The sequence below is a fragment of the Pseudomonas sp. LB1P83 genome (genome assembly GCF_054897885.1).
This window is the reverse complement of the sequence record NZ_CM142709.1, coordinates 5,136,070-5,149,074: the sequence shown is the minus strand read 5'-3', so window position 1 is coordinate 5,149,074 and position 13,005 is coordinate 5,136,070. Positions and strand designations below refer to the sequence as shown.

Below are 13,005 nucleotides of genomic sequence, written 5' to 3'. Positions count from 1 at the left end.
TTCTGATTAAGCGTCGACTTCTATTGCGGTGAGCAACAAAAAAAACCTTACGAAATTGTTCGGAAAAGGATGTTTCTAATGAAGCGACTATTCTGCTTGGCCGCGATTGCGGCCGCACTGATGGGGCAAAGTTTTACCGCACAGGCGGCAGGCGTGGAGTTCGCGGTCGGGCAGACCAGCGAGTCGACCATGACCTACCGACTGGGCATGCAATTCGATTGGGACAAGAGTTGGTTGCAGAGTGATGTCGGTCGTTTGACCGGGTACTGGAGCGGCGCTTACACCTACTGGGACGGCAAAGAGACCACCAGCAACCACAGCCTGTCGTTCTCACCGGTGCTTGTTTACGAGTTTGCCGGCCAGACCGTCAAGCCTTACGTGGAGTTGGGCGTTGGCGTCGCGGTGTTCGCCAATACCGAAGTCGAAAACAATCAACTCGGCAGCTCCTTCCAGTTTGAAGACCGGTTCGGTTTTGGTCTGCGCCTTGCGGGGGGGCATGAAGTCGGCATTCGTGCGACACACTATTCCAATGCAGGGCTCAGTAGCCCGAACAACGGTGTAGAAAGCTACGCGCTGCACTACACGATGCCGTTGTAAGACTTGCTACTTTAAATGTGGGAGCGAGCCTTGTGGCGAGGGGATTTATCCCCGTTGGGTCGCGCAGCGCCCCCAAAACCTGCAACAGCGGAGTATCAGATACACCGCGTGCAGTGGTTCTGCGGCTGCTTCGCAGCCGAACGGGGATAAATCCCCTCGCCACAAGGCTCGCCCCCACATTTGATTTTCAGTGACGTCGAATTCAGCGATACGCCGTGGTAATCCCCTGGCGCTCTTCAATGCATTCCGGTGCGCCCATCTCGAACTCGCGGCAGATCAGCGGGCGTTTTTCGTAGATGGTGCACATCATGCTGTTGCGATCCAGCGCAGCGCACCAGCCGTCATCCAGGCGCAGCATGACTTCCCCGCCCCAATCATCGGTATCGATAAAACGCTCGGGCACGCCCGTGTCGGTGATCAGCATGACTTCGAGCTGACAGCAGCAGGCTGCGCAGGTCGAGCACGTGACGGCCGGCTCGGTGATTTGCGTGTGGGGAATGGTTTTCATGGCGCGCAGTGTAAGGCAGTGGGTCGATGCTGTGTGAAAGGCCTGACGGACGCTTAGCTGCGGGTGTCTGCTGCCAGTCGTTGAGCCATGAAATGCAGCGCGGGAAACAGCAAGGCCCAGAGCAGTCCGATGCCCACCAGCGTGGGCACCTGACCGTAAGGAAACTGCACGTCTGCCAGTTTCCCTCCCGCGAAATACGACACCGGTCCACCCACAGCGCCCAGCAGGCTGCCGAGCCACCAAGGGTTCGCGGTCCATTGCAGGCAATGGCGCAAGGTCGTTGCCAGTAACGCCCACAACAGCATCAGCCACAACGGAATCAATGGCGCGACGTCGGCGAAGTCGAACACCCCCAGCCAGCGCAACGAACTGTCGACGGTGGTGCCCAGCAGCACAACACTGAGGATCAGTCGGCCTTCATCGGCCCAGCGACTTATCCACAGCAGATGAATGGCCAGCACCGCCAGCGCCACCAACAGCCACAAACTGTTGCCGCCCGCCACACAGGCAAACCAGCCGAGCTGAAACAGCACGGCATTGGCCACGCGCTCAAGCATCGAAGCGACCCAGCAGCGGCGCGGGCATCGCCGACGGTTTGGCCAGCAGCAATTGCGCGGTGCCGATGGTGCGCTCCAGAAATCCCCCTTCGCAGTAGCACAGATAAAATTCCCACAATCGCAGGAAATAATCGTCGTAGCCCAGTTCGCTCAAGCGCCCTTGGGCCCGGCGAAAATTCTCATGCCACAGACGCAGGGTTCGGGCGTAGTGCAGGCCGAAATCCTCCATGTGCAGCAGGTTCATGTCGGTGTCGCGGCTGATGACTTCCAGCATCTTCTGCACACAGGGCAGGGCGCCGCCGGGGAAGATGTAACGCTGAATGAAATCGACACTGCCCTTGGCCTGTTCGTAGCGTTGTTCGCGGATGGTGATCGCCTGCAACAGCATCAAGCCGTTGCTTTTGAGCAGATGTGCGCATTGTTTGAAATAGACCGGCAGGAAACGATGGCCGACGGCTTCGATCATCTCGATCGACACCAGTTTGTCGTACTGCCCGGTGAGGTCGCGGTAATCCTTGAGCAGCAACGTGACCTGGTCTTGCAGGCCGAGGGCTTCGATGCGTTGTGCCGTAAAGGCGTACTGTTCTTTTGACAGCGTGGTGGTGGTGACCTTGCAGCCGTAATGCTGCGCCGCGTAAAGCGCCATGCTGCCCCAACCGGTGCCGATTTCCAGCAGGTGATCACTTGGTTTCAGCGCAAGCTTCTGGCAGATCCGTTCCAGCTTGTTCAACTGCGCCTGTTCCAGGCTGTCTTCGTCGGTCAGGAACTGCGCGGCGGAATACATCATGGTCGGGTCGAGAAACTGTTCGAACAAGTCGTTGCCCAGGTCGTAGTGGGCCGCGATGTTTTTCTGCGAGCCCTTGCGCGTGTTGCGATTGAGCCAGTGCAGCCCTTGAACGAAAGGTCGGCCGAGTTTCGCCAGGCCACCTTCCAGTGCATCCAGCACCTCAAGGTTACTGACGAAAACGCGAACCACCGCGGTCAGGTCCGGTGAGCTCCAATAGCCGTGGATAAACGCTTCGCCAGCGCCGATCGACCCGTTACCCGCCACCAATCCCCAGGCAGCAGCGTCGAGAATATGGATCTCGCCGATCAGTTGGCTGCCTGCGGTACCGAAGACATGCCGTTCGCCGTTTTCGATGACCACCAATTGTCCATGTTTGAGCTGCGTCAGTTGCCGCAGTACGCCACGGCGCAGCAACGATCCGGTCAAACCGTTGGTGCTAAGCAGATTGACTTTGGCCGAGGCGCTAGTGGATTTCATGACGGCGATCCTTGGGCGGAACCCTGGCTGTTTGAAAGCTGCCATCGGCAGCCTGATGAGCGAATAGCGGTGCGCGTTTGAGCAGCAAGCGCAGGGCCTGCCAATAGATCGCCAGGCAGGTTTTCGCCGTCATCCATGGAAAGCGCCGCAAGTAACGGTGCAGGCTGGTGCGATCCAGCGCTTCGCGTTCCAGGTTGAGCGTGGCGTCGAACAATTTCAGTTCGCCTTGCCAGTCCGCCATGTGCACGCCGAGCTTTTGCGCCGCGGGACTGAAACTCATGCGGTACTCCAGATCCGGCGGCAAAAACGGCGATACGTGAAAGGCTTTGGCCACGGCGAAGTGTTGATGGAAATCAGACAGATTCACCGGGGCCTTGGCGGGTAATACGTAGTGATAACGCTCGCGCCACGGGGTGTTAGTGACTTCGCAAAGAATCGCCGCCAGTTGCCCGTCAGCTTCATGGCAGTAGAAAAAACTCACCGGGTTGAACGACAGGCCCCAACTGCGGGCCTGGGTCAGCAGGCAGATCGAACCTTGCGGTGCATGGCCGATGGCCTGGCCGACCAGTTGGCGCACGGCGTCGATCAGGCGCGTGCCGTTGCCGGTGTAGGCTTTGAGGTAATCGCTCTCGCGAAACGAAAACGGGGCGAAGCGACTGGCGCCTGAGAGCGGCGACAAACCGAGCACGGCGTCCTGTTCGTCGAGGTCCAGATACAACAGGCCGATCCGGTAGCGGAAGGCATGGGGCTTTGGGGCGAACCGTCGATGGGCGATCCAGCCGCTGTAGAGGGCGCTGTTCATAACACTTCGCCAAACGAACGAGCGACGCGCAACGCGCTGACCACGCCGTCTTCATGGAAACCGTTGGCCCAATAGGCGCCGCAATAGTAAGAGTGTTGCGCGCCGTCCAGTTCTTCCCAGCGGCTTTGCGCGGCGATGGCCGCCAGGCTGAATTGCGGATGGGCGTATGTGAATTTGGCGAGCACTTTGCCCGGTTCGATGCCTGCGCTCTGGTTGAGGCTGACGCAGAACGTGGTATCGCTCTGGATGCCTTGCAGGATGTTCATGTCGTAGGTGACGGCGGCCCGTGTGTGGCCCGGGCCACCGAGGCGATAATTCCAGCTGGCCCAAGCGAGTTTTCGTGTCGGCAGCAGGCGTGTGTCGGTGTGCAGCACCACTTCGTTGTCGGCGTAAGGCAGGGCGCTGAGGATCGAGTGTTCGGCATCGCTCGGCTTGGCCAGCAGCTTCAGGGCCTGGTCGCTGTGGCAGGCAAACACCACTTTGTCGAATCGCTCGCTGCCGGCCGCGCTGTGGACAATGACGCCATCCGCATCGCGTTCGACCTGGGTCACTGGGCAGTTGAGGCGGATCTTCTCTTTGAAGGTCGCCGTCAATGGCCCGATGTAAGCACTCGATCCGCCTTCGATCACCCGCCATTGCGGGCGATTGCTGACGGACAGCAGGCCGTGATTCTTGAAAAACCTGACAAAAAATTGCAGCGGAAAACCCAGCATGTCGGCCATGGACATCGACCAGATCGCCGACCCCATCGGGACGATGTAATGCAGGACGAAGCGCTCGCCGTAGCGGCCGTTTTTCAGGTAGTCGTCCAGCGTGGTGTCGGCGTCGATCCGCCCCTCGACCAAGTCGCGCTGAGCCTCTTTATTGAAGCGCTGGATGTCGCGCAACATACCCCAGAATCCTGGCGACAACAGATTTCGACGTTGGGCGAACAGGCTGTTGAGGTTATTGCCGTTGTACTCCAGGTCCGAGTCCGGATCCGTCACTGAGAAACTCATTTCAGTCGGTTTGAACCCCACGCCGATCTGGCCCAGCAGGCGTATGAAATTCGGGTAGGTCCAGTCGTTGAACACAATGAAACCGGTGTCCACGGCATATCGCTGGCCATCGGCGGTCACGTCCACGGTGTGGGTGTGACCGCCGATCCAGTCGCTGGCCTCGAACAGGGTGATCTCATGCCTGCGATTGAGCAGGTAGGCGCTGGTCAGCCCCGAGATCCCGCTGCCGATGATGGCGATGTTCATGGCACATCCCGAATAGGCGGACTGCTGCGCACCATGCGTTTGCCGATGGCCAGTTTCACGCAGTTAGGCATTTTCGACAGCGGCCAGAGAGCCGCCATGAACAATCCCGGGAAGGCGATTTCCAGTGGACGGTTCTTGAGCTTGGCGAAGATGTGCCGGGCGGCTTTGGCCACTGGCCAACTGAGCGGCATCGGGAAATCGTTTTTCGCTGTCAGCGGTGTCTCGACAAAGCCCGGGCTGACCACCGTGACTTCGATGCCTTCTGGCGCAAGATCAATGCGCAGGGATTCAAACAGGTAACGCAACCCGGCCTTCGACGCGCCATAGGCTTCGGCCCTGGGTAGCGGCAGGTAGGTCACCGAACTGGCGACGCCCACCAGATGTGGCGCCGTGCCCTTGCGTAACAGGGGCAAAGCGGCCTCGATACAATAGGCGCTCGCGAGCAAATTGGTGCGCACCACGTGCTCGACGATTGACGAATCGAACTGCTGAACGTCGACGTATTCGCAGGTGCCGGCGTTGAGGATGACCGTGTCCAGAGAGCCCCAGGCATAAGCAATTTGTTCGCCGATTTCGCGCACCGTCTGACTGTCGGTGAGATCGCCCGGCACGACCAGCACTTGCCCGGGATAACGCAGGGACAAGACTTTCAGTGCCGCTGTGGAGCGCGAACTCACGGCCAGATGTGCGCCGGTTTTCAGTATTTCTTCGGCCAGCGAAGCGCCAATGCCGCTACTGGCGCCCGTCAACCAGTACCGCCGTGGAGGTGTAAGGCTCATCCCATTCTCCTTTTCAGCCAGGCAATCGCCCGGCCCAATACGGGTAAATGTTCGTAAAGCAGTGCCCCGGCATCGAAGTAATCCCGGTGGCAATAAACCTTGTCGCGCCAGCGCAGGTGCGAGCACCCGTCAACGCGAATCAACTGGCCACCGCTCAGGCGCGGATGGCGGTAACTCATGACCCAGCGCAGATACCCTTCGCCTTCGCCGGTCTGGTCGAAGCCATGAAAATCGAAGCGCAGTTCACTGACGTTGGCGTAGAGCTCGGCGAAGTAATTGCGCAACTGTCCGAGTCCTTGCACTTCGTGCAGCGGATCGGTGAAGCGCACGTCTTCGGTGTAGAGCTCACCGAGGCGTTGCAAATTGTCTTTGTCCAGCTGCGCGAACTGCCGGGCAAAATGCCGCAGGAAATCACTCATAAGCACCTCCTGCGCTCTGTCGCGAGGGCAGGTCCTTGAACGCAGCCAGGGCACGTGCGCGACTGGTACTCAGGTTGACGATTGGCGATGGATAATCCGCAACCCCGAACAAGCCGCCGAGGTTCGCCGGGTTGTGCACTTCTTTCTTGTTCAGCCCGGCCAGTTCCGGCAGCCAGTGCTTGATGAACACGCCTTCGGCGTCGAATTTTTCCGACTGGCTCAGCGGGTTGAAAATACGGAAATAAGGGGCCGAGTCAGTGCCCGTGGAAGCACTCCACTGCCAGCCGCCGTTGTTCGCCGCCAGGTCGCCGTCGATCAAGTGGCGCATGAAAAAGCGTTCGCCTTCGCGCCAATCGATCAGCAGGTTCTTGGTCAGGAACATCGCCACCACCATGCGCAAGCGGTTGTGCATCCAGCCGGTTTCGAGCAATTGGCGCATGGCCGCATCGATGATCGGCAGGCCGGTACGGGCTTGCTGCCAGGCCAGCAGTTCCTCCGGGGCATCGCGCCAGGCCAGGGCTTCGGTTTCCGGGCGGAAGGCGCGATGACGCGAAACCCGTGGGTAGCCCACCAGAACGTGTTTGTAGAACTCGCGCCACAGCAACTCGTTGATCCAGGTGACCGCACCAACTTTGCCACTTTCGAACTCGCCTTGATTACTTTGCAGGGCCGCGTGCAAACACTGGCGTGGGGAAATCACCCCGGCGGCGAGATAGGCGGAGAGCTGGCTGGTGCCGGGTTTGGCCGGGAAGTCGCGCTCGTTTTTGTAGTAGTCGATTTGGGCGTCGGCGAAGGTGTCGAGGCGGCGCCGAGCTTCGGCTTCACCGGCCGGCCAGAGCTTGCGCAAGCTGTCGCTCGGCATTTCGAAACCTTCAATGCTCGACGGGATGTCGTCGCTGCTGATGTTCAAAGGATCCTGTATGGCCGGCGCAGCAACCCGTCCAGGCAGTGAGCGGTGCAGGCGTTCGTAACAGACTTTGCGGAACTGGCTGAAGACCTGGAAGTAGGTGCCGGTCTTGGTCAGCACGGTGCCCGGTTTGAAAAACAATTGATCGAGGTAGCTAAAGAAATCGATGCCATGGGCCTTCAGCGTTTCGGCCACCGCCGTATCGCGACGGTTTTCATGAATGCCGTATTCCTCGTTGACGTGCACTGCGACAATCTTCAATTGCTGACACAGATCGAGCAGAACGTTCGGCGCCTCATCCCAGCGAGAGGCCTGGCGGATCAACAGGGGAATGTTCAGTTCGCCCAAGGCGCGGCTCAGTTCACCCAGATTGCGCAGCCAGAAATCCACTTTGCAGGGCGCGTCATCGTGTTCCAGCCATTGCTCCGGGCTCAACAGGTAGACCGCCACCGTCGGGCCGCGCGCTGCGGCAGCCGAGAGGGCGGTATTGTCGTTCTGGCGCAAGTCGCTGCGCAGCCAGATCAGTTGCATGGTGGTGTCCGTACGTTTCATTAAATAAGCCCACGCTCGACCAGTTCCTGATGAGCCGAAAGCGGGTCTTCAGCCAGGAACAAATCAGCCATTTCGGAAATTCTTACGGACAGCTCGGCGTGGTGGATGCATACCGTTGGTCCGGCAATTATTTTTGGGCAACTGACGCCATTCAAAAGTTTCGGCAACTGCAAAAGATTCATGGCTTTGCTGGAGTACAGCAGTACGCCGCGGGCTTGCAGGTGATCGACCGCCAGCGCGAGTTCGCCCGCCGGCAGCGGCCAGTCGAAGACTTCCACCGGGCAATCGGCGCTGCTGATCAGCCACGCGGTCAGCCACAGATGAGGTTCCAGTGGCAGGTCCGAATGATTGATCAACAGGAGTGGCGCGGTGCGTAACTGACGATTGTTATGGTAGATGCGTGCGCCGAACTTGCTGCGCAGCCAGGAGAAGAAAAACACTCGCTCCATCTGCGCACCGAACTGGCCCTGCCAGCGTTGTTCCAGTTCCGCCAGCAACGGCATCAGCAGTTGTTCGCACAAGGTGCGTGGCGGGTACAGCGCCATGGCTTGATTGACGGTGTCATCCAGCGTGCGTTCATTGAGTTGAGTCACCGCTTGCAGCAACGTCTGGCCCAGCACCTGCCAATCGTTTTCGATGGCTTCGGTAAAGGCCTGAGGCGTGTCGAGCAGTTGCTTGACCTGGCTGACGGCCACGCCGCGATTGAGCCAGGTGAGGATCGTCAAGATTCGTTGCACATGCTCGGCAGAGAACAGACGATGCCCCTTGGGCGTGCGCTGGGGCACGATCAGCCCGTAGCGTCGTTCCCAGGCGCGCAGGGTCACGGCGTTCACGCCGGTCTGCCGCGCCACTTCACGGATCGGCAGCCAACCTTCATCCAGGGCTTTCTTGAAGTCATCGCCGAGGTCTTCCTGGGCGCTGGTGTCGATTGGGGTCTTCATTAGATTGCGTTTCGCAGGCTGAGGTTTTCCGGGTGCGGCTGAAGGTAAACCTGCTGCGCAATGTACGGATCCGGGTGTTGGCGGAAGTAGTGTTTGAGCAGAGTCATTGGCACCACCAGCGGCACGATGCCGTGTCGGTACTGGCCGATGACGTGCTGCACTTCCTGCTTGTCTTCAGGGCTGATGACCTGTTTGAGGTAACCACTGATGTGTTGCAGCACATTGGTGTGAGTGCGGCGCGTGGCACATTTTTTCAATGCGACCATCAGCTCACTGAAATAGCGCGGGCCGAGTTCGCCTGGATCGGTCTGGCCCATGTTGCCCAGCAGGTTGCCCAGGGTTTTGTATTGCACCGGGTTGTGGGCCATCAGCAGGTATTTGTAGCGCGAGTGGAAGTCCGTGAGGCCGCGTCGGGTCAGGCCTTCTTGCAGTAAATGCTGCCAGGCGCTGTAGGCGAACACGCGGGTGAGGAAGTTTTCGCGTAGCACCGGGTCGTTGAGCCGGCCATCTTCTTCCACCGGCAAATCCGGGTGCAGGGCGCAGAACGCCTGGGCGTAGATGCCGCGTCCACCACCGTCCACCGGCGCGCCGTTGGCGTGGTAGACCTTGACCCGGTCGAGGCCGCAGGAAGGGGATTTCTGCATGAAGATGTAGCCGCAGATATCGTCCAGTTCCGCGGCCATTTTCTGACCGTACTCAGCGAGCGGTCGGGTGACATTGATTTCAGAGGTGACGGTGCCGACTGCCTCGGGATGTTCGGGGTCGCCGATCAGGCGGATCGGTTCACGAGGAATACCCAGGCCAATGGCGACTTCCGGGCACACCGGGACGAACTCGAAATAGTCGGTGAGGGTGCGACTGCACAGCCGTGATTCCTTGTGCCCGCCGTTGTAACGCACCTCGGCCCCCATCAAGCAGGCGCTGATGGCGATTTTCGGTTGGGTCGTTGGCTGTTCGCGCATCGGAGCACCTCGAATCTAAACCTGTACAGGGTGATTGTTCTGTACAACATGTTCTTCATCATAGATTCAAAGGTGTACAAGTCAAATTATTTGTATAAGTTTTCGAGAAGGATCCATTCCCTTGTGGGAGCGACTTATTTCCAGCCCAACACCCAAGCGTCGCTATCTTTCAGGGTCTGCCAGGTCAAACGCTGATTACGTTGGGTCAGCACCGCCTGCAACTCGACCTCCAGCACCGTGCCTTCCTCATCTCGGAACAACTCGGTCACCAGAAAATGTTTTTCGCGGTTTTGCGGATGGGCTGCTGTCCATTTCGACAGCAGCAATTTACTCGGGGAAATGCGATTCACTGCAAGTGCTCATGCAAGCGGCGCGCGGCTTCCTGGCCGCTGAGCCAGGCACCTTCGACACGTCCGGACAAGCACCAGTCGCCGCACACATAGAGGCCCAGGTCGGCATCGGCCAAGGCGCCCCATTCGTGACTGCTGGCGGGGCGTGCATAGAGCCAACGGTGTGCGAGGCTGAAGGTCGGGGCGGGCATGGCACTGTGCAACAGCTCGGCAAACGCACCGTGCAATTGCTCGATCACTGCCTCCTTGGGCAGGTCTATATGCTGACGACTCCAGGCACTGGTCGCGTGCAGCACCCACGTGTCGAGGGTGTTGTCGCGCCCGGGTTTGCTGCGGTTGCGCGCGAGCCAGTCGAGCGGGCTGTCCTGCACGAAGCAACCTTCCATGGGGGTATCCAGCGGAGTCTCGAACGCCAGCGCTACCGCCCAGGTCGGCTCCATTTTTACCCCGGCGGCGGCCCCGGCGAGTTTCGGCGCGGAAGCCAGCAGCGCAGTCGCCTGAGGCGCCGGCGTGGCGATCACCACGTGACTGAACGGACCATGGGTGAAGCCCTCGGCGTCTTGCAGATGCCAGTGTTCTTCACCGCGATACACCTCGGTGATCCGGCAGGCGAAATGCACTTCCAGATCGCCGAGCAGTCCACGAGTGATGGCGCTCATGCGTGGCGTACCGACCCAGCGCGTCTGTTCATCCGGCGACAGGTTGAGCTGGCCGCCGTGGAAGGTATAGAGCTGCGGCGTCCATTCGGCGACCCAGCCGTTGGATTGCCAGCGCTGGACTTCGGTGACAAAACGACGGTCGCGGGCAGTGAAATACTGGGCGCCCATGTCCAGGGCACCCGCATCGCTGCGCTTGCTCGACATGCGTCCGCCACTGCCGCGGCTTTTATCGAAAAGTTGAACGACATGCCCTGTATCTGTCAGGGCTTGCGCGGCTGAGAGCCCGGCGATGCCGGTGCCGATGATTGCGATAGGTACAGTCATAGGGGCCTCGTTTACCTTTCTGTACAGACTACGCCGTGGATTAAACCTGTACAATATTGTTTTTCGGTATAACTTTTAGCGTTCTCGATCTGACAGCTTGGCCTATTGTTAAACACAGACACTGCCCGATATCAAAGATCCCTGCTTATAAAAATAGACTAGTGAACAGGGTAAAACGCCACGCGAGGAAGAAGTCATGCACATATTGCTGACCGGCGGTACTGGTTTGATAGGACGTCAACTCTGCCGGCACTGGTTGAGCCAGGGACATCGCCTGGCAGTCTTGAGCCGCACGCCGGAAAAAGTCGCAAAAATCTGCGGTGCCCAAGTTCGCAGCGTCGCGTCGCTCGAAGACCTCGGGCAAGAACCCGTGGACGCAATTATCAACCTGGCGGGCGCGCCCATTGCTGACCGGCCGTGGACGTCCAGACGCAAAGCCTTGCTCTGGAGCAGTCGGATCACCCTGACCGAAACCTTGTTGGCGTGGCTCGAAACCCGTGAGCAGAAACCGCAGGTACTGATCTCGGGATCCGCCATTGGCTGGTACGGCGACAGTGGCGAGCGGGAGCTGACTGAAGCGTCTCCGCCGTCCATCGATGATTTCGCCAGTCAGTTGTGCATTGCCTGGGAAGAAACCGCCCAGCGCGCCGAGGCCTTGGGCGTTCGGGTGATTCTGATTAGAACCGGGTTGGTGCTGTCCGCCGAGGGCGGCTTTTTGTCGCGGCTGTTGCTGCCGTTCAAGTTGGGGCTGGGCGGGCCTCTGGGCAGTGGTCGGCAGTGGATGCCATGGATTCATATCAACGATCAAATCGCCCTGATTGATTTTCTTCTGCATCGCAACGACGCCAGCGGTCCTTATAATGCCTGCGCGCCTAAACCGGTGCGCAACAGCGAGTTTGCCAAGACATTGGGCAGCGTGCTGCACCGCCCGGCGTTCATGCCGATGCCGGCCCTGGCCCTGAAAGTGTGCCTGGGCGAGTTGTCACTGCTGTTGCTGGGCGGCCAGAAGGCCGTACCGGCGCGCTTGCTGGAAGCGGGTTTCACTTTCCAGTTCACTGATTTGCGCGCGGCCCTGGACGATCTGTCCAGCCGCCTTTGAAATAGGACGTTGCATGACCGATCACGCATTGCTTCTGGTTAACCTGGGTTCACCTGCTTCCACCTCGGTGGCGGATGTGCGCAGCTACCTCAATCAATTTCTGATGGATCCGTACGTGATCGATCTGCCATGGCCAGTGCGACGTTTACTGGTGTCGCTGATTCTGATCAAGCGTCCGGAGCAGTCGGCCCACGCCTACGCGTCGATCTGGTGGGAGGAGGGCTCGCCGCTGGTGGTGCTCAGCCGTCGCCTGCAACAGGCCATGACCGCCCAGTGGACCCACGGCCCGGTGGAGCTGGCGATGCGTTATGGCGAGCCGTCGATTGAGTCGAAACTGGTTCAGCTGGCGGCGCAGGGCTACAAAAAAGTCACCCTCGCGCCGCTTTATCCACAGTTCGCCGACAGCACCGTGACCACCGTGGTCGAAGAAGCCAAGCGGGTGTTGCGCGAGAAAAATCTCAATGTGCAGCTGTCGATTCTCCAGCCGTTCTACGATCAGCCGGAATACCTCGATGCCCTGGTGGCCAGTGCCAAGCCGCATTTGCAGCAGGATTATGATCACCTGTTGCTGAGCTTCCACGGTTTGCCGGAGCGCCACCTCACCAAGCTCGATCCGACGGGTAAGCATTGCTTCAAGAATGAGGATTGCTGCAAAAACGCTTCGCCAGAGGTCTTGGCTACCTGCTATCGCGCGCAATGCCTGCGCACGGCGTCGGAGTTCGCCAAGCGCATGGGGCTGGCGAATGGCACGTGGTCAGTGTCGTTCCAGTCCCGTCTGGGCCGTGCGAAATGGATCGAACCCTACACCGAAGCACGCCTCGATGAATTGGCGGGAATGGGCGTGAAGAAGGTGCTGGTGATGTGCCCGGCGTTCGTTGCCGATTGCATCGAGACGCTTGAGGAAATCGGTGATCGCGGGAAGGAATTGTTCCGCGAAGCGGGGGGGGAGGAGCTGGTGCTGGTGCCGTGCCTCAACGATGATCCGCAGTGGGCCAGGGCGTTGAATACTCTATGTGAACGAGCACCGTTGGCGCTTTAAAA

Annotated in this window: 15 protein-coding genes; 3 read left to right on the top strand and 12 right to left on the bottom strand. The window is 59.4% G+C overall.

Annotation, left to right across the window (positions count from 1 at the left end):
* Positions 1 to 78 precede the first annotated feature (78 nt).
* A complete protein-coding gene (locus tag ACYZTY_RS23540) occupies positions 79 to 597 on the top strand; it encodes an acyloxyacyl hydrolase (RefSeq protein ID WP_461955691.1) in 519 nt (172 codons plus the stop codon).
* Positions 598 to 799: 202 nt separating this feature from the next.
* Here the strand turns inward: ACYZTY_RS23540 and ACYZTY_RS23535 are convergent, their stop codons facing one another.
* The 12 genes from ACYZTY_RS23535 to ACYZTY_RS23480 form a co-directional block, all read right to left on the bottom strand.
* Complete coding sequence (locus ACYZTY_RS23535) at positions 800 to 1,105, bottom strand: YkgJ family cysteine cluster protein (protein WP_131059487.1); 306 nt, start codon at positions 1,103 to 1,105, stop codon at positions 800 to 802.
* Between the two features lie 53 nt (positions 1,106 to 1,158).
* Positions 1,159 to 1,662 carry a DUF2878 domain-containing protein gene (locus tag ACYZTY_RS23530; protein WP_461955690.1) on the bottom strand — a complete coding sequence of 168 codons (504 nt, stop codon included), beginning with the start codon at positions 1,660 to 1,662 and terminating at the stop codon, positions 1,159 to 1,161.
* The gene (locus tag ACYZTY_RS23525) at positions 1,655 to 2,926 is read right to left on the bottom strand and encodes a class I SAM-dependent methyltransferase (RefSeq protein WP_461955689.1); all 1,272 of its coding nucleotides are present in this window, start codon (positions 2,924 to 2,926) and stop codon (positions 1,655 to 1,657) included. Before ACYZTY_RS23525 ends, ACYZTY_RS23530 begins: the two co-directional genes overlap by 8 nt.
* Complete coding sequence (locus ACYZTY_RS23520) at positions 2,913 to 3,728, bottom strand: DUF1365 domain-containing protein (RefSeq protein ID WP_461955688.1); 816 nt, start codon at positions 3,726 to 3,728, stop codon at positions 2,913 to 2,915. The genes ACYZTY_RS23525 and ACYZTY_RS23520 overlap by 14 nt, the downstream gene beginning before the upstream one ends.
* The gene (locus ACYZTY_RS23515; RefSeq protein ID WP_461955687.1) at positions 3,725 to 4,972 is read right to left on the bottom strand and encodes an NAD(P)/FAD-dependent oxidoreductase; all 1,248 of its coding nucleotides are present in this window, start codon (positions 4,970 to 4,972) and stop codon (positions 3,725 to 3,727) included. The genes ACYZTY_RS23520 and ACYZTY_RS23515 overlap by 4 nt, the downstream gene beginning before the upstream one ends.
* Positions 4,969 to 5,751 (bottom strand): SDR family NAD(P)-dependent oxidoreductase, encoded by a 783-nt coding sequence (locus ACYZTY_RS23510; protein ID WP_461955686.1) that lies wholly within the window; start codon positions 5,749 to 5,751, stop codon positions 4,969 to 4,971. The genes ACYZTY_RS23515 and ACYZTY_RS23510 overlap by 4 nt, the downstream gene beginning before the upstream one ends.
* Positions 5,748 to 6,170, bottom strand: coding sequence for a nuclear transport factor 2 family protein (locus tag ACYZTY_RS23505; protein WP_461955685.1), 423 nt, complete (start codon positions 6,168 to 6,170; stop codon positions 5,748 to 5,750). The genes ACYZTY_RS23510 and ACYZTY_RS23505 overlap by 4 nt, the downstream gene beginning before the upstream one ends.
* A complete protein-coding gene (phrB, locus tag ACYZTY_RS23500) occupies positions 6,163 to 7,608 on the bottom strand; it encodes a deoxyribodipyrimidine photo-lyase (RefSeq protein WP_461959385.1) in 1,446 nt (481 codons plus the stop codon). The genes ACYZTY_RS23505 and phrB overlap by 8 nt, the downstream gene beginning before the upstream one ends.
* A gap of 20 nt (positions 7,609 to 7,628) precedes the next feature.
* Entirely contained in the window at positions 7,629 to 8,570 is a 942-nt protein-coding gene (locus ACYZTY_RS23495; protein ID WP_461955684.1) for a MerR family transcriptional regulator, read from the bottom strand.
* Positions 8,570 to 9,532 carry a YbgA family protein gene (locus tag ACYZTY_RS23490; RefSeq protein WP_461955683.1) on the bottom strand — a complete coding sequence of 321 codons (963 nt, stop codon included), beginning with the start codon at positions 9,530 to 9,532 and terminating at the stop codon, positions 8,570 to 8,572. The genes ACYZTY_RS23495 and ACYZTY_RS23490 overlap by 1 nt, the downstream gene beginning before the upstream one ends.
* Positions 9,533 to 9,666: 134 nt before the next feature.
* Positions 9,667 to 9,882 (bottom strand): TIGR02450 family Trp-rich protein, encoded by a 216-nt coding sequence (locus ACYZTY_RS23485; protein ID WP_461955682.1) that lies wholly within the window; start codon positions 9,880 to 9,882, stop codon positions 9,667 to 9,669.
* Entirely contained in the window at positions 9,879 to 10,865 is a 987-nt protein-coding gene (locus tag ACYZTY_RS23480; protein ID WP_461955681.1) for an NAD(P)/FAD-dependent oxidoreductase, read from the bottom strand. Before ACYZTY_RS23480 ends, ACYZTY_RS23485 begins: the two co-directional genes overlap by 4 nt.
* Positions 10,866 to 11,061: 196 nt before the next feature.
* Here ACYZTY_RS23480 and ACYZTY_RS23475 point away from each other — a divergent pair, with 196 nt between their 5' ends.
* Positions 11,062 to 11,964, top strand: a complete 903-nt coding sequence (locus ACYZTY_RS23475; RefSeq protein ID WP_461955680.1) for a TIGR01777 family oxidoreductase — start codon at positions 11,062 to 11,064, stop codon at positions 11,962 to 11,964.
* Positions 11,965 to 11,977: 13 nt separating this feature from the next.
* Positions 11,978 to 13,003 (top strand): ferrochelatase, encoded by a 1,026-nt coding sequence (gene hemH / locus ACYZTY_RS23470; protein ID WP_461955679.1) that lies wholly within the window; start codon positions 11,978 to 11,980, stop codon positions 13,001 to 13,003.
* Positions 13,004 to 13,005: the final 2 nt, after the last annotated feature.

Excerpts from the sequence above, each read along its gene's own strand:
- ACYZTY_RS23540 (WP_461955691.1), top strand. The coding sequence starts at position 79 with ATGAAGCGACTATTCTGCTTGGCCGCGATTGCGGCCGCACTGATGGGG.
- ACYZTY_RS23535 (WP_131059487.1), bottom strand. The coding sequence starts at position 1,105 with ATGAAAACCATTCCCCACACGCAAATCACCGAGCCGGCCGTCACGTGC.
- ACYZTY_RS23530 (WP_461955690.1), bottom strand. The coding sequence starts at position 1,662 with ATGCTTGAGCGCGTGGCCAATGCCGTGCTGTTTCAGCTCGGCTGGTTT.
- ACYZTY_RS23525 (WP_461955689.1), bottom strand. The coding sequence starts at position 2,926 with ATGAAATCCACTAGCGCCTCGGCCAAAGTCAATCTGCTTAGCACCAAC.
- ACYZTY_RS23520 (WP_461955688.1), bottom strand. The coding sequence starts at position 3,728 with ATGAACAGCGCCCTCTACAGCGGCTGGATCGCCCATCGACGGTTCGCC.
- ACYZTY_RS23515 (WP_461955687.1), bottom strand. The coding sequence starts at position 4,972 with ATGAACATCGCCATCATCGGCAGCGGGATCTCGGGGCTGACCAGCGCC.
- ACYZTY_RS23510 (WP_461955686.1), bottom strand. The coding sequence starts at position 5,751 with ATGAGCCTTACACCTCCACGGCGGTACTGGTTGACGGGCGCCAGTAGC.
- ACYZTY_RS23505 (WP_461955685.1), bottom strand. The coding sequence starts at position 6,170 with ATGAGTGATTTCCTGCGGCATTTTGCCCGGCAGTTCGCGCAGCTGGAC.
- phrB (WP_461959385.1), bottom strand. The coding sequence starts at position 7,608 with ATGCAACTGATCTGGCTGCGCAGCGACTTGCGCCAGAACGACAATACC.
- ACYZTY_RS23495 (WP_461955684.1), bottom strand. The coding sequence starts at position 8,570 with ATGAAGACCCCAATCGACACCAGCGCCCAGGAAGACCTCGGCGATGAC.
- ACYZTY_RS23490 (WP_461955683.1), bottom strand. The coding sequence starts at position 9,532 with ATGCGCGAACAGCCAACGACCCAACCGAAAATCGCCATCAGCGCCTGC.
- ACYZTY_RS23480 (WP_461955681.1), bottom strand. The coding sequence starts at position 10,865 with ATGACTGTACCTATCGCAATCATCGGCACCGGCATCGCCGGGCTCTCA.
- ACYZTY_RS23475 (WP_461955680.1), top strand. The coding sequence starts at position 11,062 with ATGCACATATTGCTGACCGGCGGTACTGGTTTGATAGGACGTCAACTC.
- hemH (WP_461955679.1), top strand. The coding sequence starts at position 11,978 with ATGACCGATCACGCATTGCTTCTGGTTAACCTGGGTTCACCTGCTTCC.